The 16,170-nt window shown below is 60.0% G+C and carries 14 protein-coding genes, 2 tRNA genes and 2 pseudogenes; 8 read left to right on the top strand and 10 right to left on the bottom strand.

Annotated elements, in window-relative coordinates; all coding sequences use genetic code 11:
* Window positions 1-47 precede the first annotated feature (47 nt).
* From ETW23_RS05410 to ETW23_RS05390, 5 genes are all read left to right on the top strand, one after another.
* Window positions 48-1,334 (top strand): homoserine dehydrogenase, encoded by a 1,287-nt coding sequence (locus tag ETW23_RS05410; protein ID WP_134829359.1) that lies wholly within the window; start codon window positions 48-50, stop codon window positions 1,332-1,334.
* A 156-nt stretch (window positions 1,335-1,490) separates the two neighbouring features.
* Window positions 1,491-2,477, top strand: coding sequence for a class II fructose-bisphosphatase (glpX, locus tag ETW23_RS05405; protein WP_129371597.1), 987 nt, complete (start codon window positions 1,491-1,493; stop codon window positions 2,475-2,477).
* A 109-nt stretch (window positions 2,478-2,586) separates the two neighbouring features.
* Complete coding sequence (gene recJ / locus ETW23_RS05400; RefSeq protein WP_134829358.1) at window positions 2,587-4,326, top strand: single-stranded-DNA-specific exonuclease RecJ; 1,740 nt, start codon at window positions 2,587-2,589, stop codon at window positions 4,324-4,326.
* A gap of 104 nt (window positions 4,327-4,430) precedes the next feature.
* Window positions 4,431-4,505 (top strand) — tRNA-Glu (locus tag ETW23_RS05395).
* A 171-nt stretch (window positions 4,506-4,676) separates the two neighbouring features.
* Window positions 4,677-4,751: transfer RNA gene (locus tag ETW23_RS05390), tRNA-Glu, on the top strand.
* Window positions 4,752-5,034: 283 nt separating this feature from the next.
* Here the strand turns inward: ETW23_RS05390 and ETW23_RS25050 are convergent.
* A complete protein-coding gene (locus tag ETW23_RS25050) occupies window positions 5,035-5,976 on the bottom strand; it encodes a hypothetical protein (RefSeq protein WP_167738083.1) in 942 nt (313 codons plus the stop codon).
* Window positions 5,977-6,065: 89 nt separating this feature from the next.
* Here ETW23_RS25050 and ETW23_RS05380 point away from each other — a divergent pair, with 89 nt between their 5' ends.
* Entirely contained in the window at window positions 6,066-6,353 is a 288-nt protein-coding gene (locus ETW23_RS05380; protein WP_134829356.1) for a hypothetical protein, read from the top strand.
* Window positions 6,354-6,412: 59 nt separating this feature from the next.
* On the opposite strand, the gene ETW23_RS05375 is transcribed toward ETW23_RS05380, so the two are convergent.
* The 4 genes from ETW23_RS05375 to ETW23_RS05365 all read right to left on the bottom strand — a co-directional run bounded on the left by ETW23_RS05375 (window position 6,413) and on the right by ETW23_RS05365 (window position 8,104).
* Window positions 6,413-6,862 carry a hypothetical protein gene (locus ETW23_RS05375; protein ID WP_134829355.1) on the bottom strand — a complete coding sequence of 150 codons (450 nt, stop codon included), beginning with the start codon at window positions 6,860-6,862 and terminating at the stop codon, window positions 6,413-6,415.
* Window positions 6,863-6,955: 93 nt separating this feature from the next.
* The gene (locus ETW23_RS25045; RefSeq protein ID WP_167738082.1) at window positions 6,956-7,102 is read right to left on the bottom strand and encodes a hypothetical protein; all 147 of its coding nucleotides are present in this window, start codon (window positions 7,100-7,102) and stop codon (window positions 6,956-6,958) included.
* A complete protein-coding gene (locus tag ETW23_RS05370) occupies window positions 7,099-7,431 on the bottom strand; it encodes a phage integrase family protein (RefSeq protein WP_167738081.1) in 333 nt (110 codons plus the stop codon). Before ETW23_RS05370 ends, ETW23_RS25045 begins: the two co-directional genes overlap by 4 nt.
* 109 nt (window positions 7,432-7,540) lie before the next feature.
* The gene (locus tag ETW23_RS05365) at window positions 7,541-8,104 is read right to left on the bottom strand and encodes a hypothetical protein (RefSeq protein ID WP_134829353.1); all 564 of its coding nucleotides are present in this window, start codon (window positions 8,102-8,104) and stop codon (window positions 7,541-7,543) included.
* A 267-nt stretch (window positions 8,105-8,371) separates the two neighbouring features.
* Here ETW23_RS05365 and ETW23_RS05360 point away from each other — a divergent pair, with 267 nt between their 5' ends.
* Window positions 8,372-8,818, top strand: coding sequence for a hypothetical protein (locus ETW23_RS05360; RefSeq protein ID WP_134829352.1), 447 nt, complete (start codon window positions 8,372-8,374; stop codon window positions 8,816-8,818).
* Window positions 8,819-9,095: 277 nt separating this feature from the next.
* Here the strand turns inward: ETW23_RS05360 and ETW23_RS05355 are convergent, their stop codons facing one another.
* Window positions 9,096-9,635 (bottom strand): hypothetical protein, encoded by a 540-nt coding sequence (locus tag ETW23_RS05355; protein ID WP_134829351.1) that lies wholly within the window; start codon window positions 9,633-9,635, stop codon window positions 9,096-9,098.
* A 743-nt stretch (window positions 9,636-10,378) separates the two neighbouring features.
* On the opposite strand from ETW23_RS05355, the gene ETW23_RS05350 reads away from it, so the two are divergent.
* A complete protein-coding gene (locus tag ETW23_RS05350) occupies window positions 10,379-11,458 on the top strand; it encodes a helix-turn-helix domain-containing protein (protein WP_134829350.1) in 1,080 nt (359 codons plus the stop codon).
* 177 nt (window positions 11,459-11,635) lie between these two features.
* On the opposite strand, the gene ETW23_RS05345 is transcribed toward ETW23_RS05350, so the two are convergent.
* From ETW23_RS05345 to ETW23_RS05330, 4 genes and pseudogenes are all read right to left on the bottom strand, one after another.
* On the bottom strand, window positions 11,636-12,691 hold the full coding sequence (locus ETW23_RS05345) for a calcium-binding protein (protein WP_134829349.1): 1,056 nt from the start codon (window positions 12,689-12,691) through the stop codon (window positions 11,636-11,638).
* On the bottom strand, window positions 12,688-13,902 hold the full coding sequence (locus ETW23_RS26545; protein ID WP_302658003.1) for a hypothetical protein: 1,215 nt from the start codon (window positions 13,900-13,902) through the stop codon (window positions 12,688-12,690). Before ETW23_RS26545 ends, ETW23_RS05345 begins: the two co-directional genes overlap by 4 nt.
* 723 nt (window positions 13,903-14,625) lie before the next feature.
* Window positions 14,626-14,937: pseudogene (locus ETW23_RS05335) on the bottom strand (transposase); the annotation flags it as partial.
* A gap of 39 nt (window positions 14,938-14,976) precedes the next feature.
* Window positions 14,977-16,168 (bottom strand): annotated as a pseudogene (locus ETW23_RS05330) (IS3 family transposase).
* Between the last annotated feature and the right edge of the window lie 2 nt (window positions 16,169-16,170).

The following is a 16,170-nucleotide window of genomic DNA, read 5'->3' as shown; positions in this document are numbered from 1 at the left end:
CCCGCTAAGGCGGGGCCTGAGCATTTCGGAACAAAGGACCTCCAGCTATGACAGAACCGCTTCGTCTTGGGATTGCAGGTTTGGGCACGGTTGGCATCGGCGTGGTGAAAATCATCCGCCGCCATGCTGCGCTGCTGGAGGCACGGACCGGACGCCCCGTTGTGATCACCGCGGTGTCTGCCCGCGACGCCAATAAGGACCGTGGTGTGTCGCTTAAGGACTACGCCTGGGAAACCGACCCGGTGGCGCTGGCCGTGCGCGACGACGTGGATGTGTTTGTCGAGCTTATGGGCGGCCATGAAGGCGCCGCCAAAGCCGCAACCGAGGCCGCACTTGCCGCGGGCAAGGATGTGGTCACCGCCAACAAGGCGCTGCTGGCAATCCATGGCCAGGCGCTGGCCGAACAGGCCGAGACCGCAGGCCGGGTGATCCGGTTCGAAGCTGCAGTGGCCGGCGGCATCCCGGTGATCAAATCGCTGACCGAAGGTCTGGCCGGCAATGAGATTACCCGCGTCATGGGCGTGATGAACGGCACCTGCAACTTTATCCTTACCCAGATGCAGGCCACCGGCCAGGGCTACAATGCCCTGTTTGAGGAATGCGGCCGTCTCGGTTATCTGGAGGCCGATCCGAACCTGGACGTGGGCGGCATCGACGCAGGCCACAAGCTGGCGCTGCTGTCCTCGATCGCATTCGGCACCAAGCCCGCCTTTAACGACGTGCAGCTGGAAGGCATCCAGCGCATCCAGCTGGAAGACATCCACGCCGCCGCCGACATGGGCTACCGCATCAAACTGCTGGGTGTGGCGCAACGCACCGCCCGCGGTCTGGAACAGCGCATGTCGCCCTGCCTGGTGCCTGCGAATTCCCCGCTCGGCCAGCTGGAAGGCGGCACCAATATGGTGGTGATCGAGGGTGATTCCATCGAACAAGTGGTGCTGCGCGGCCCCGGTGCCGGCGAAGGTCCGACGGCCAGCGCAGTGATGGGCGATGTCCTGGACCTGGCCCGCGGCCTGCGGATTGCAACCTTCGGCCAACCCGCCGAAACGCTGCAGGAAGTGCCCGCCGCCCAGACCGGCCTGCCCGCACCGTTCTATCTGCGCATGGGGTTGCTGGACAAACCCGGCGCGCTGGCCAAAGTTGCCGCAGTGCTGGGCGATGCCGGTGTTTCCATCGACCGGATGCGCCAGTACGGCCATTCCGAACCAACCGCACCGGTGCTGATTGTCACCCACAAATGCACCCGCGCTGCACTGGATGCGGCACTGGACGGCCTCACCGCCACCGATGTGGTCGACGGCACCCCGGTTGCGCTGCGCATTGAAGAGGTTTGAGCCTCGCGATAGGCCGGAAATCAGCGGTTTTGGTCCCTGCGGCTGGATTTTCCTGCCGCAGTGAACGCTATCGCCCCTTGCGAGCCTGCCCTGCCCCGCGCTATTCGGCTTTAAACGCCCAATTCACATCTGACCCGTTGAGACAGGATTTCCGGTATGACATCGAACACTTCTGACGCGCCTTTTCATGACCGCATGCTGTCGCTGGGCCTCGCCCGCGTTGCCGAGCAGGCCGCGCTGGCCTCTGCCTCGCTGATCGGCCGCGGCGACGAGAAGGCTGCCGACCAGGCGGCTGTGAACGCCATGCGCGAGCAGCTGAACCTGCTGGACATCGCCGGCGTCGTGGTGATCGGCGAAGGTGAACGCGACGAGGCGCCGATGCTGTACATCGGCGAAGAAGTCGGCTCAGGCAACGGCCCCGGCGTCGACATCGCGCTGGACCCGCTGGAAGGCACCACGCTGACCGCCAAAGACATGCCGAACGCGCTGACGGTGATTGCCATGGGCCCGCGCGGCTCGATGCTGCACGCGCCGGACACCTATATGGACAAACTGGCAATCGGCCCGGGCTATGAAGACGGCGTTGTGTCTCTGGATATGTCCCCGCGCGAACGGGTTGAGGCGCTGGCCGCGGCCAAGGGCTGCGCGCCCTCCGACATCACCGTCTGCATTCTGGAACGCCCGCGCCATGAAGCGATGATCGCCGAGGTGCGCGAAACCGGCGCTTCGATCCGCCTGATCACCGACGGCGATGTGGCCGGCGTCATGCATTGCGCCGAATCTGAGATTACCGGCATCGACATGTATATGGGCCAGGGCGGCGCGCCTGAGGGCGTGCTGGCAGCCGCAGCATTGAAATGCATGGGCGGCCAGATTTTCGGCCGCCTCCTGTTCCGCAATGACGACGAAAAGGGCCGTGCCGCCAAGGCGGGCATCACCGACCTGGACCGCGTCTATACCCGCGACGAGATGGTCACCCAGGACGTGATCTTTGCCGCCACCGGCGTCACCGGCGGCTCGCTGCTGCCCAGCATCAAGCGCACACCGGGCTGGGTTGAGACCACCACCCTCTTGATGCGCTCAAAGACCGGTTCGGTGCGGCGCATGTCCTACCGCACGCCGCTGGCGCCGCATCAGGGCTGAGCGTTGCGCTTGGTAGCGGCTTGCGCCGCTGCCTCCGGCGGGAGTATTTGAAGAAAGATGAAAGGGCCGGGTCCGTTTGGGTCCGGCCTTTGCATATGGGGGGAAACGCATGAGCTTTTTGGGTGTTGAGCAGTCCTTGACCGGGCGGCGCTGGATCGGCCCCGGTGTGGAGATGGACCGCGCCTCCGAGATGATGGCGCAGCAGACCGGCCTGCCCCGGTCTGTCTGCCAGGTGCTGGCCCGGCGCGGGGTTCCGGCGATGGAGGCCAAGGGGTTTTTGGAACCCCGGCTGAAGGAGCTGCTGCCCGATCCGCGTGAAATGAAGGACATGGAAGCGGCAGCTTCCCGGTTTCTGAACGCGGTGCGGCGCAAAGAGCGGATTGCGGTTTTTGCCGATTATGACGTCGATGGCGGCAGCTCGGCCGCGCTGCTGCTGGTCTGGCTGCGGCAGATGGGGCTGCAGGCCACGCTCTATATCCCCGACCGCATTGACGAGGGCTATGGCCCCAATGTGCCCGCCATGCAAGCGCTGGCCGCCACCCACGACCTGATCCTCTGCGTGGATTGCGGGACCCTTAGCCATGAGCCGATTGCTGCCGCCAAAGGCGCGGATGTGATCGTGCTGGACCACCACCTGGGCGGTGAGACGCTGCCGGACTGCGTGGCGGTGGTGAATCCCAACCGCCAGGACGAAAGCGGTGACCTTGGATATTTCTGCGCCGCAGGTGTGGTGTTTCTGATGCTGGTTGAGGCCGGGCGGCAGCTGCGCCAAGCAGGCGCCAAGGGGCCGGATCTGATGGCCATGCTGGATCTGGTGGCATTGGCCACCGTGGCAGATGTGGCGCCGCTGATCGGCGCCAACCGGGCGCTGGTGCGCCAGGGGCTGAAGGTCATGGGCGCGCGCAAACGCCCCGGCCTGGTGGCCCTGTCCGACGTCAGCCGGATGGATTCGGCGCCCTCGACCTATCACCTCGGTTTTCTGCTGGGGCCGCGGGTCAATGCCGGCGGGAGGATCGGCAAGGCCGATCTTGGCGCACGGTTATTGTCAACGGACAACCCGCATGAGGCTGCTGCCCTGGCCGAACGGCTGGATGAGCTGAACACCGAACGCCGTGACATTGAAAACGCCGTGCGTGCCGCCGCCCTGGAACAAGCGGAAGACCGCGGGCTGGAGGCTCCGCTGGTCTGGGCCGCTGGCGAAGGCTGGCATCCCGGCGTGGTCGGCATCGTCGCCTCGCGCCTGAAAGAATCCGCCAACCGCCCCGCCGTTGTGATCGGTTTTGATGGCGAGGAAGGCAAGGGATCCGGCCGGTCCGTGTCCGGCGTCGACCTGGGCGCCTCGATCCAGCGGCTTGCAGCCGAGGGGCTGCTGGTCAAAGGCGGCGGCCACAAGATGGCGGCAGGCCTGACTGTCATGCGGGACAAGCTGGAGCCGGCGATGGCACGGCTGTCGGAGCTGTTGGAAAGACAAGGCGCCGGACAGGGCGGTCCGGCCGGCCTGAAGCTGGACGGCGCCCTGATGCCCGGTGCCGCGACAGTAGACCTGATCGAGCAGATCGAACAGGCAGGCCCGTTTGGCGCCGGCGCCCCTGCCCCGCGCTATGCGCTGCCGGATCTGCAGGTGCGTTTTGCCAAGAAGGTGGGGGAAAGCCATCTGAAGATTTCCCTCAGCGACGGTATGGGCGGCGGATTGGACGGGATCTGCTTTGGCGCCTTTGACACCGCGCTTGGTCCCCGCCTGCTGGAACACGGCGGCGCGCGCTTTCATTTCGCCGGGCGGCTGGAAGTGAACAGTTGGGGCGGTCGCCAAAGCCCTCAGCTGCGCCTGGAAGATGCCGCCGAAGCTTGATTTTTCAAAGACTTACCCTCTGCGGGCAAGAAACTTCACTAAGGCCCGCTTTTTCCCTTGCGGGATCCGGCTGTTGCGACTAAATACCCGCTCACACATAGAGTGGCCCGTTCGTCTATCGGTTAGGACGCCAGGTTTTCAACCTGGAAAGAGGGGTTCGATTCCCCTACGGGCTGCCACTTTCCCCACATATGAATGACGCCTTCCCCAAGCCGCTGCAGCATGGCTTTTTCCTGTTCTTTCATCCGCTTAGCAACTGAACACGGGCGATGGAAAAACTTTGCACCTTCGGCAAAAAACCTCTTGCGCCCGGTCATGGCAATCAGTAAACACCGCCTCACAGACAGCGTGGCCCGTTCGTCTATCGGTTAGGACGCCAGGTTTTCAACCTGGAAAGAGGGGTTCGATTCCCCTACGGGCTGCCACTTCCTTCCTAAAACCCATGTTTTATAGGCTCTTTCGATAGGAAGTGGCCCACGTGTTCCGTGCCGTGGGACACCGGCTGCTCAGCCAGCCCGGCTCCGGCGCCCGGCCGCCTGTTTCGCAAGGCGGGCCCGATCTACTTTTTTGGTGTAGATCTCAGCGGTTCTCACATCGCTGTGCGAGAGAAGAGCCATCACCTCATAAACCGAGCCGCCCTGCTCCGCGATCTCCTCAGCTCGCGCCTTGCGGACCCCATGCTGTGGGCGGGTGGCTTTCTTCACCTTTTCACCAGCGGAGTTGGCTTCGATGGTGCAAAGGCCGGCTTGGATAATCCATTTTCTCACCCGGTTGCCGAGGCTTCCAGCCGATGCGAACGGTTTGCCCCGTTCGGTGAGCAGGTAAGCAGGTAAGCAGGTAAGCAGGTGCGTCCTCGGGAAGCCCCGAGAGCTCAACTATCAATTCCGCACTCATTGGTACTTGCACCGGCTGCGCTCCCTTCTTTCCGGGCTGCCAGGAAATTATCTGATTGTCGCCTTCGAAGAGTTCATTAACAGGGCCAAGAAGGTGCGTGTCCCCGATCCGCCCTGCTGTATCATTGGCAAGCAAGAACCAGCGGCGCGCCATTGTTCCGGGCCCGTGACGCTTCAGGAATGCGGCCTTGTCCTCCGCTGTCCAGGGCACGGCCCCACCTTTGAATACATGCGGATTTTTTACGTCATACACATGACCTTCGTGGTGAAAACCGCATTCCGAGCCCCACCGGTATGCCGCCCGCAAGGCCTTGAGGCAGGTAGCCGCGGCCCCAGACCGGGGCCCGAAAGAATCCCGGATGTGCGTGAAGGCCTCCATAGGCATCGACGCTTTTACTGCCCCCATGCGAGCCTTACGATTTCGGGTCAGGCAATCACAGGCTTGGCGCAGGCCGCGCTCACGGCTTTCCAACGCCTTCTTGTCTAGGTTGCTCGCCTTCACTTGAACTCGCATCCAGGCCACATACCGCTCCCTCAACTCATCCAGCGAGCCTCCAACTGGTTTGGAAACGTGATCCCGTCGCAGTTTCTCGCCAATCCGAGCGGCGTCGTAATGCAGCAGAAAATCCGGATGCCCCGGGCCAACCGGGATTGTGATCTTCCGCTGTTTTTCGCCCTCGACGCGGACACACCAACGCATGTTGTCTGCAGGCGTTTCCTCTTCGCAAAGGCCGGGGAAGTGGACATTGACTTTCATGCCACGTCCTCCCAGGCCAGTGCCGCGTCATTTGCCGCCGGGTTCTGGTCAGCGGCCACGACAAGGGAGTCCGCGATAATGATATCCACGTGAAATCCGCCATCTGCATCGACGTGGACTGCCCCCGGTATGAGGTCAGCCGCGACGGTGGCTTTAATGGTGTTGGCGATAGAAGCTTGGGAAGGCTTTGCTGCGGGCATTCTTTGCCCCTTTCTTCTTTCTTTTCGCGGATATCGGCCAGACGGACCGGCAGCACAGAAAACAGCGCCAAAGCAGCGGCGGTGTTTCTCAACGCTTGGCGCGAGCGTGGGCATGACAGACTTTCCGCCTCCTTCAGGAATTCCTCCGCGCAGCCGATGATCGCGACCGGTGAATAACCGGTTTTCTGCAGCTTCTCATACTTCTTCTTTGGAGCCTTGCGGGCTTGATCCTCAGCCTATCGCAGGAGCTGCGACAAGAGCTCCTGCGCCTCCGGGTCGGCGCCGACATAGCGGGCACATTTCTTCAATGCAGAGAAAGAGGCCAGCTGTGTCGCGGCGGCCAGCCCGCGTCCACGCATGTCGCGAGTGAAGGCCTTCACTGCCTCAACCGAGATTTCCTCCGGCACCCCGGCCTTTCTGGCCGAACAGGCCAGCTGCCTCAGCTTCATTCTGTATGTCGGGATCATTCTTGGAGACGGTGCGATGACACCGTACCCATCAAAGCCTGCCGCCATGTCTGCCAGCGCTTTTTTCCAATGCTCTGGCAATTCCTCCTCCGGAATCGACACCCTGAGCCTGCGCTGCCTTGGCGCCGTGGCCGTCGACTTCCGGGTCTGCGCCTCTTTCCGGCGGATGGCGTCAGTCAGAACGAGGATGGCGGGCTGGGCCGGGAAGACAGCCTGCATCGCCTTTTTCAAGGCGCGCAGGCGGTTGGCGGACCGATACCCGGCATCGAATGACAGGCAGTCCGAAACCGAAAGTTCCCATATCGAAGCAATCTACCTGTTTTCAATGAAGGCGAGGAAATCATCGAGGACACGCAATTGCGGCGCGGTAACAGCCCCCATGTCCAGCTTAGCGGCCAAGGGATCCCATCGCGGGTGCTGCAGGATTTTCTGGACGGTCCGGCGATCAGGTTTCTTCATGCCTTCAGCCTCGTCAGATCGAGCACGTATTTCTGCACCTCGGAGCGCTGCACGCGTTTGTTGACCCAGCCATAGTTTTTCCTGGCAGTGCCGACGGTGTCGTCGAGCAGCCGCTCGAGCAGGTCCCACCTTACCGGGTTGACTTCGATCAGCAGCGAGGCCAAGCCGTGGCGGAAATTAGGCGGGGTCATCGGCAAGCCGGCAGCACGGGTTTCGCGCTTGAACCAGCCGAGAAAGGTCTCATAGGGCAGATTGCCCTCCGCAATAATCCCCGGGAACAGGAAATCGCTGCTATCCGCACCCGGATACAGCGGACGGATCGTTTCCATGTACCATTCGATCACTCGAGCCCGTTCAGGTTGCCGCGTTCGATCGGCGCCCAGATCTCGTTGTCGTTCTTGGTGTGCTCCGGCGACAGCGTGATTGTCGCGTGATCGGTCATCCTACCCGGCAGATGGGTGTGATGTTATCGCCGCGGCTTGCCAGCGCCAGCGCGTTTTCGATGCGGATCGGTGCGCCGCGGGTTTCGAGAGCGCAGACGGCCGCCACCGAACCAATGGAACGCAAATCCTCGATTTCACTCCCGGTCATCGCCCGCCCATCCGCCGTGAAGTTGTTGAGAAGCTCTTGGGCCCGGTTGCGCAGCTGCACGTGCAGGGAAAGGAAGGTCAGGGTCAGTTTCTGCGATCCCAGCAGAGTTTCACAGAAGGTCCTCGCACCCGGTGACATATGGCTGCCCTGCTTCTTCCCCTGCTTCAAAAACCGGTTGTTTGCGAGCTGCGCCTTCATCGCATACGGCGGCAGGCCGTTGCGCGTCATCACGACGTAGATGGCTTTGAGGTAGTCATGTGCCGTCCGGGCGGCGATCTTGCCAGCCCCATCCTTGTTGCACGACCGCCCGCGCACGACCTGGATTGCATAAGCAGGAGAAGGGAGTTCCCTCAGCCCAAGCTCCGCCACCGGATCAGCGCTTTCCGACAGGGTGCTGACATACTTGCGCAACGCCGCGGTCTTGAAGGACTTGTCATCCTGAGAGGTCCCTTCCTCGTATTTATCTGCGACGTGAGCAGGGATACCCGGCAGGATGTTGGCGCGCAGAACCGCGGGTTCGGCAAACGGCTCAGGCGGAAGCAGCGGCCGGACCGAAGACAGGTACCGGAAATGATTCAGTTGCCGAAGAGCGGATTGCAGGGGTTTCCATTCATTTGATCCCAAGCGTGTCCGCAGCCCCCACAGCCATTCCTGGGAAATTCGGCTGGGGTCTCTGCCATGCTGCCGGGCAAGATCGGCCAGCTTCCGGATTGGGATCAGCACTTGGTGTGGATACATCGCCTCTTCGGGTATGCCGGTGAGCGGGTCCAGAGCATCGATCAGCTCCGCCCAGGCGTCTTGCCGCGCCCGGCGCTCCTGTTCTTCCTGCAGCTGCCCGGTGGCCCCCTTGATGGCGGCGGACACTTTCCGGCGCCAGGCCTTGCAGGCCTTCTCGGTCCTGAAATGCCGGGGATCGAAACCGCCCAGCGGAAAGCGTCGCTAGAATTCATCGAGAACGGCCGGAAATTCTTGCAGGTGCCGATTGTTGTACAACTCGCGGCACCGCTTGACCGGGGAGACGTAGTCTTTCTTGTCTTGCGCGATGGTCCATTCCAGCACGTTCTGGAATGTCATCGGCGCGATGGGTTTAAAAAGCTCATGAAGGCCTCTTATCTTGTCCGCTGAATGACAAATTGGCCGTTATTCCCCAAACCGAAGCCGAAAATGACAAATAATCCTCCACTTGCCGCTGCCGAAGTTTCGGGGCGTTTGTCATTTTGTCCGCTCGGCCTGTCATCTGTCCGTTGTTCGGCCAATTCCCTGCCCAGATGTCATTTTCGCGGGAGTGTTGGTGATGAAATGGGCATGGCGGCACCCTGCTGACAGACAAAAGAAAACCTCCTTTCCGGGTGCGGAAAGGAGGTAGGTCTCGGGAGGAGTTTCAGGAAATCCCGGTTCTGGTTCAGCCTAATTTGCGCGGCGCCATGAACAAGGCAGCTGCTGAGGGCGACGGAGACAATGTGACCTCGGCCTCTCTGCGTGCTGCTTTGGGCGCTCCAGTTCTTTTTGCCTGTCCTGGGATGAACGACAGGTTCTTCTGTTCCCGGCGGAAGGGAAGCGGTTCACCCAGGAGCCAGCTTTCGATCTCTGCCGGGAAAAACAAGCGCTTTCGCGGACAAAACTCGATATACGTCGGAATGGAATTGTCCCGGTGTTCACCATTACTGCGACGGCGCGTTGTCTTTGCGCTCTCTCCCAGCTTTGCGGCCACCTGTTTCAGCTTCAGCAATAGGATTTTGAGATCCGCCAGATTTTCTGCAGTCTTGAGGTCAAAACCAAGCGCGCGCCAGATCCTGATCCAGGGATAACCCCGGCCCCGCTTCGGAACACCCATTGCTGTCATTACATCCCGCACAACGGTGCGATCCAAGCGGAAAAATTCGGCAAGTTCTTCGACCATCGCCAAGTCCGGCTTTTCAATTGTTGGCTCTAAATGTGTCATCTGCTCTCCTCTACTGGGGAGGAGATGGAGCTAAGTTTGAAATCGTAAAATCGTTTTCACAATTTGTCGAAGACCTCCGATTGGGAAGAAGGGCGGGAACCGGACCTTCTCTGCAGGCGCGAGCCGATCATGGCGAAACGATGGAAGCCGACCTTCAGTCAACGCCACATGAGGTTTCTGTTCCGCAGCGCCGCAGGTCAGCTGCGAGCCCGGACTGTGAATTTGATTTTCATGCTGCGCGCGCTCGCAGCGGGCCAAACCTCTGCACTGCCGAATTTCACTCGCTGTACGGCAGATTGAAATGCTGCCATTCCGGCGTCCTGCTGCAAATCTGAAATCCCGGTTTCACTCAGACATGAGTAAGCGCTGCCCACACCTCTCGCGAGGCCAGCTTGCGGGCTGGAAGCTCAACGGTGAGAGCTCGTCGACCCGGCTGGCAGGTGGCCTGCAGCGATGGCTTTAAGGGGAACCTTGGTACGCTGATGCCGTAGGGGGTACAGCATCAATGCCCCGAAGATTCGCCTCCCCAACGACACGAATCCTGGGAGTTTCCTAGGCTTCGTCGATACCACATCTATCCGCCTCTGGCGGTGCCATTTGCAAGCATGACTTAGTGAGGGGCAATTGCGCCAAACTTTGAGCCGACGCTGCCTTTGCACCCCGCCTTCCACCGCAGCATCTCGTTCAACGCGCTATCCTTCCATATAGTGATCATCGAAGCAGGCTGGCTTCAGCATTTTGTTATGCTTGACAGAGACTTGATAACTGTTTTTCTTTCGATCATGACACCGGATCAGCTCGTCGCCAGAACCACCGCCATCGCGGAACACACCGATCCCGAGCAACGTTTCCGGTTATGGAAGGCGTATATAGAGCCGTTTTTCGATGTTACGATGCCGGGCAGCGGCCTGAGTTCTTGCTTTCATGCACAGATCGACGTGGCGCTTGTCGATCAGCTCATCGTTGGACGCTGTGCTGCGTCTGCACAGGTTTTTGAACGGTCTCATCTGAAAGCATCCGAGGACGCGCACGACCATCTCCTGCTTCAAATCTTTCAGTGCGGCAGCACCGAAGCCGACTGCGGGCGGCAGCGGCTGGCGGCCGGGCCCGGAGACGTGTGGATCCTTGATATGGCCGAAGACCTGAACGCGACGAACAGCGCCTTTGCCAACCACACACTGGTTCTTCCACGATCTCTGCTCGATTCAGGCGCAACACCTTCCCTGCAGCACCTGCGTATGATTCCGCAGGACCTGCCGATTGCCCGGTTATTCGCAGCCTATCTGCAGAGCCTTGCCGAAAGTGTTTCCACAATGACGCAGCATGAAGCCGAGCAAATCGTGCCCGCAACCGCAGGGATTGTGACAGCGGTGCTGAATACGAAGAGCGGGCGTCAGCCGGACATTGACCGCGAGCATGTCAATGAGGCGATGTTTCTGGTCGCGCGGCGAATGATCGACCAGCATCTCACAGATCCGGGCCTCTCGCCTCAGAGTATTGCTGAGGCCCTCGGGCTCTCGCGGGCAGCGCTCTACAGGTTGTTCGCCACAAGAGGCGGAGTTGCAAGTTACATCCGTGACCAGCGGCTTCGACGTAGCGTGCGCGACTTGTTCGATCCGTGCAAATCGCATCTTCGCATCTATCAAATTGCCTTGAAGTGGGGGTTCTCCAGCGAAAGCGGCTATTCCCGCTCTTTCCGTCGGCGTTTTGGCATGGCGCCCCGTGACGCGCGCATCGCGCGCTCTCTCGCGCGGTCGCAGTCTTGCTTGGATATGGACCAGCCTGACACCGTGTTGGAGCGCTGGTTGCTTGAGCTGCGCTGACGGTGTGATGCTCTTGCGAACATTGCCTTAGCCATGACTCGCGCTTTATACACTCGATTTGCCCGGGAAAGGGCGCCTCGAACCAGTCTACTCCATGATGGAATGACCGCTAGAAGACAGCGGTCATTCCATTCGCGTTGCACAATAAAGCAGGGCCGAAAGCCAACCCGGCAGGCCTCAGAAAAGGAAATCGTCTTCGGAGATAAGCGTGGCGTTTACCCCCTGAAGCACCACCGTGCCATGGTCCGCAATGGTTAGGTGCGCATCACCAGAAATGTCTGAGATAACAACATCCCCGAACGTAATGTCCTCAATTGAGAATTTCAGCCGGTCGACCCCATCTTCGAAATCAATAACTTGGTCACTGGCGAATAGACTGTTGAAGACAAATGTGTCGGCTCCGTTGCCGCCGACAAGCACGTCGTCGCCGCGTCCGCCGTTTAGCGTGTCGTCGCCGCCCCCCCCTTGCAGGTGGTCAGCGCTGTTCCTACCGGCAAGCACGTCGTTCCCGATGCCGCCATTGAGCGTGTCCGCGCCGCCACCGCCTAGCAGCGTATCTGCACCGTACCCGCCGACAAGTTTGTCAGCGCCACGTCCGCCGAAAAGCTCGTCGTCGCCGCGTTGGCCGTAGAGCCTATCCGAACCGCCGTGCCCAAGCAGCTTGTCAGCGTCACGTCCGCCGAAAAGCTCGTCGTCGCCGCGTTGGCCGTAGAGCGTGTCCGCGCCAAAGCGGCCCCGCAGGACCGCGCCGGTCTGGTCGGCCAACAGCTGATCGTCGAACGCGCTGCCAATCACTTTCACCACATTAGCCGAGACATCACCAGATCCCCCGCTGTCAGTGACGTAGCTTATGGTTGACATGGAGTCTAAGCTCGTCTCGAAAGCCACAGCGCCGTTGGTTCTGGAAAAGTCGAGCGTCACCGCGGTATTGCCCTGCCCAATGACTGCTTCTGCGCTGTCAAACAACACCAGCCTTTCGTAGGAGCCCTGCAATGTTTCAGCACCATAGAACCAAAAATCATCGGCCTGCACGAGCACCGTATTGCTGCCCGAGTTGGAGAAGTAGTCGGTGTGGTCCCCTTGGATCATGACGCGGTCATCGCCGAGGTTGTCGTGAACCCATCCAGAATCGCCGAGCATCTGCACCGTATCATTCCCCGGTCCGGCATGGACTGAAATCAAATTTCCGGTGGCGATAACCTCATCGTCACCACGACTCGTAAGAATTGTCATGTTCTCTGCCGAAGTTTGCAGCCAGTCGTTTCCGTTTCCGACAGCGATTTTCTCGACACCCGAGACAACTGAAGTGCCGCTCTCCGTGGTGACTGTCCCACGGCCGTTATTATCGAAACTGACAAGGGCATCCCCTTGATCGCGCGGAAGTCAGCGAGATCGGAACCTTCGCCGCCTCTTAAGGTATCGAAGCCTTCGCTGCCATAAAGAGAGTCGTTGCCTGCTCCGCCACGAACCAAGTCATCGCCGCCGCCGCCGAACAGATAGTCGTCCCCGAGGCCGCCGCGTATCTCGTCGTCACCGAGCCCACTATTCACCCTGTCGGACCCTTCTCCGCCGAGAATAAGATCGTCGCGCACGGTGCCGAACACCGAAGCACCAGAGTCGTCAACCTCCATTTCATAGCCGTATGCCTCTGGGTCAGCGGCCAGCTCATCCATGATCGCGCGCGCACTGGCCAGCGTGTCTTCTACGCCGCCAAAGCCTGTGAAGTGGCCCAGAATCTCACCTGTCACCTGATCGATCACAAGAAACGTGGGAAACAGGTCTATGTCGTTAATCCGCGAAAACTCTTCCACATCGGAGGAGTTACCGATTGCATAGACATTTCGGTCTATACCGAACCGGACTGCGTATTCGGCCAGATCCTCGACAGTCGCGTCGAGGAGCGCATACTTGCCTTGCAGCAGAAGTGTTTTTGCGACGAACTCGTCTCCCAGTGCCGCGCTGTAGGCGTCTTCGAGATATCCCAGTTCCCGCGACGGGGCGCACCAGGTGGCGCCAAGCTCGATGATCGCGGGTCGCGTGTCCTTGGAGTCCAGAAGGTCCACAGTCTCACCGTCCTGGTTGACGAATTCTAAATCAGGCATGACGGCGTCGGGGGAACTCAAGGCGAGCTGGTCGGAAACTATGTACTCAAACGATTCATCAAAATTCGCTCCATCCCCTGTCACCTTCAGGTCGAACTGCTGGCCGACGGTGAAAATGTCCCTATGCACCAGCAGATCGAAAAAGAATATAATCTGCGCGGTCTGCCCTTCATCTGGGCCCACGTACACCTCTAAGCCTTCAGCGACTTGGGTGTATCCGGTCTCAAAGGGGCCGTCGAAGGTGAACACGGTGCCATTTACGTCAACTTCGATGACAGCACCGGTGTCAGGTAAACGGTTGAAGTACAGCGTAGGCTCAATCGAAGTGTCGATGTCCAGCATCAAATAGTCAATTACGTCGCTGCCTATAACACGAAGTGGTTCAGCCATGAGGTACCTTTCAAATTAGCGCGCAGTCACGCCGAAGGAAACGGATGTGCCCGGACGTGGTGTCCTGACATCCGGCGCGACGGTCGACGCAGTGCGCGTGTTCCTGACAGGCACCGACCTGCTAGACCATTACTTTGCTGGGGTTTTAAAGAACATGGCAGAGCGTTCCACTTTGTTGACAGTGCGTTCCATCACCTGGGGAATAGCTGCGTCGGCGCGTGCGGTGCTCTGCGTGCCTATCGATAGGGCGGTTTAAGCTCTGCCGATTTACGCGGGTCCGGATGTCTGCAAACGGGAAGTCCGCTGCGCTGCGGAAGATTTCGCGCTGCGGGGGCGAGGGTTTTCTGCGGCAGCAATAGCTATATGAGCAAAAGGCGGCGTTGTCCTTGTGTGGATGGCGCCTGCTTTGCAAGGAAAAAATGCGTTGACTGCGCGGTTGGTCAGTACAGTCCTGTGTCCGGCCTTTGATCGCGGCGTCGATACTTGCCGCTGGCCTTGATGGGTTCCGCAAACCTGCTCCCAATCGGCGACGCGAACCTGTGAGTTCAGGACAAAGCACGGGATTTCAGGTTTTCGGATGACCGCACGTGCCATCCGCTGCCCGGCAGGCGATTTGCGCAGCAAATCTGCCGAGAGGGGGCACTCGTCTTGCAATTCGGTTTTGTTTGGCTCTTTCTATGCCGCTGCTTGGCGGTAGTACGTACCCTTGGTGAGGATCGCCCAGATGATCCTGGCCGCCTTGTTCGCCATAGCAATTGTTGCGAGGCGGACGGGTTTGCGTTCAAGAAGCTGCATGATCCATGGATGCACACGTCCCGGATATCCACGGGCACGCTGAACTTGAGAGGTCATGCCGATCACGAGCAATCGTCGGAGATTACGATCGCCTTTCTTGCTGATACGCCCCAAACGCTCTTTGCCACCGCTCGATCTGTTCAGCGGCGTAAGTCCCAGCCAGGCAGCAAACTCACGTCCGCTCTTGAATTTTGAGCTACTCCCCAATTGTTGGACAGGTTCTGGCGTAATTTAAGCTACTCTCTGCTCCTGCTGATCGGGTTGGGTTTTGTGCTTTCTCAGCCAATAGACCACGGCCGGGGGTTTGCCGCCAAGGGCGGAATGTGGGCGTTTTCGGTTGTAGAACTCGATCCACTTTCCGACGCCGACCTTCGCCTCTGATCCGGTCTCCCAAGCATGCAAGTAGACGCATTCGTATTTCAGGCTCCGCCAAAGCCGCTCGACGAAGATGTTATCGAGGAACCGGCCTTTGCCATCCATCGAGATGCGCACACCGGATCGCCACAGCCTGTCCGTCCAGGCGAAGGACGTGAACTGGCTGCCCTGATCTGTATTCATGATCTCGGGCGGGCCGAACTTGTGGATGGCCTCGTTCAGCGCCTCGACACAGAAGTCCGCTTCCAGCGTGTTCGAGATGCGCCAGGCCAGCACCTTGCGCGTGTGCCAGTCAATGATCGCCACCAGATACAGGAACCCCTTGCGCATTGGCAGATAGGTGATGTCTGCCGCCCAGACCTGGTTCGGGCGCCCCACCCGCAGACCACGCAGCAGATAGGGGTAGGTCTTGTGCCCCTTCGCAGCCCTGCCCCCTCTCGCACATGCTTTGCATGTGCTGCCGGGCAGCGGGTGTTGGGCTTCTGGTAGATCGGCATGAGCCCCATCACCCTCATCAGCCGCCTGATCCGCTTTTCGTTCACCAAATGACCTTCATTGCGCAGATGCCAAGTCATCTGCCGCACACCGAAGAACGGCGTTTCCAGGAACTGTTCGTCGATCCGGCGCATCAGCATCAGGTTCAGAGCCGTCTCGCCTTTGGGCTGATAATAGAACGACGACCGCGAGATCGACAGCAGCTTGCACTGCTTGCTAATGGGCAGATTGGCATTGGCAGGCTCGATCATTTTCCTCCTCACTTGCCGATCCACGGTTTGAGCTTTCGTGACAAAAAATCGTTGGCAACGGCCAGCTCCCCAATCTTGGCGTGCAGCTCTTTGACCTGTTCTTCGTCAATCTCCTGGGGCTTCCTGCCGCCGCGCTTGAACACGCCGGACGCGCCCTCCAGAAGAGCCCGCTTCCAGCTGTGGATCATCGTTGGGTGAACGCCAAACTGGCTCGCCAGCTCAGCAACAGTCCGCTCGCCCTTCAGAGCCTCAAGCGCGACTTTCGCTTTGAAATCGGGCGAATGGTTCTTCCGTTTCGACATCT

This window comes from Leisingera sp. NJS201 (assembly GCF_004535885.1).
Taxonomy (GTDB): Bacteria; Pseudomonadota; Alphaproteobacteria; order Rhodobacterales; family Rhodobacteraceae; genus Leisingera.
This window is presented reverse-complemented; position numbering and strand designations above follow the sequence as displayed.

Excerpts from the sequence above, each read along its gene's own strand:
- ETW23_RS05360 (WP_134829352.1), top strand. The coding sequence starts at position 8,372 with ATGCTGCCGGGCAAGATCGGCCAGCTTCCGGATTGGGATCAGCACTTG.
- ETW23_RS05345 (WP_134829349.1), bottom strand. The coding sequence starts at position 12,691 with ATGACAATTCTTACGAGTCGTGGTGACGATGAGGTTATCGCCACCGGA.
- glpX (WP_129371597.1), top strand. The coding sequence starts at position 1,491 with ATGACATCGAACACTTCTGACGCGCCTTTTCATGACCGCATGCTGTCG.
- ETW23_RS05355 (WP_134829351.1), bottom strand. The coding sequence starts at position 9,635 with ATGACACATTTAGAGCCAACAATTGAAAAGCCGGACTTGGCGATGGTC.
- ETW23_RS05350 (WP_134829350.1), top strand. The coding sequence starts at position 10,379 with ATGCTTGACAGAGACTTGATAACTGTTTTTCTTTCGATCATGACACCG.
- ETW23_RS25045 (WP_167738082.1), bottom strand. The coding sequence starts at position 7,102 with ATGAAGAAACCTGATCGCCGGACCGTCCAGAAAATCCTGCAGCACCCG.
- recJ (WP_134829358.1), top strand. The coding sequence starts at position 2,587 with ATGAGCTTTTTGGGTGTTGAGCAGTCCTTGACCGGGCGGCGCTGGATC.
- ETW23_RS05370 (WP_167738081.1), bottom strand. The coding sequence starts at position 7,431 with ATGGAAACGATCCGTCCGCTGTATCCGGGTGCGGATAGCAGCGATTTC.
- ETW23_RS26545 (WP_302658003.1), bottom strand. The coding sequence starts at position 13,902 with ATGCTGGACATCGACACTTCGATTGAGCCTACGCTGTACTTCAACCGT.
- ETW23_RS05375 (WP_134829355.1), bottom strand. The coding sequence starts at position 6,862 with ATGCAGGCTGTCTTCCCGGCCCAGCCCGCCATCCTCGTTCTGACTGAC.
- ETW23_RS05410 (WP_134829359.1), top strand. The coding sequence starts at position 48 with ATGACAGAACCGCTTCGTCTTGGGATTGCAGGTTTGGGCACGGTTGGC.
- ETW23_RS25050 (WP_167738083.1), bottom strand. The coding sequence starts at position 5,976 with ATGAAAGTCAATGTCCACTTCCCCGGCCTTTGCGAAGAGGAAACGCCT.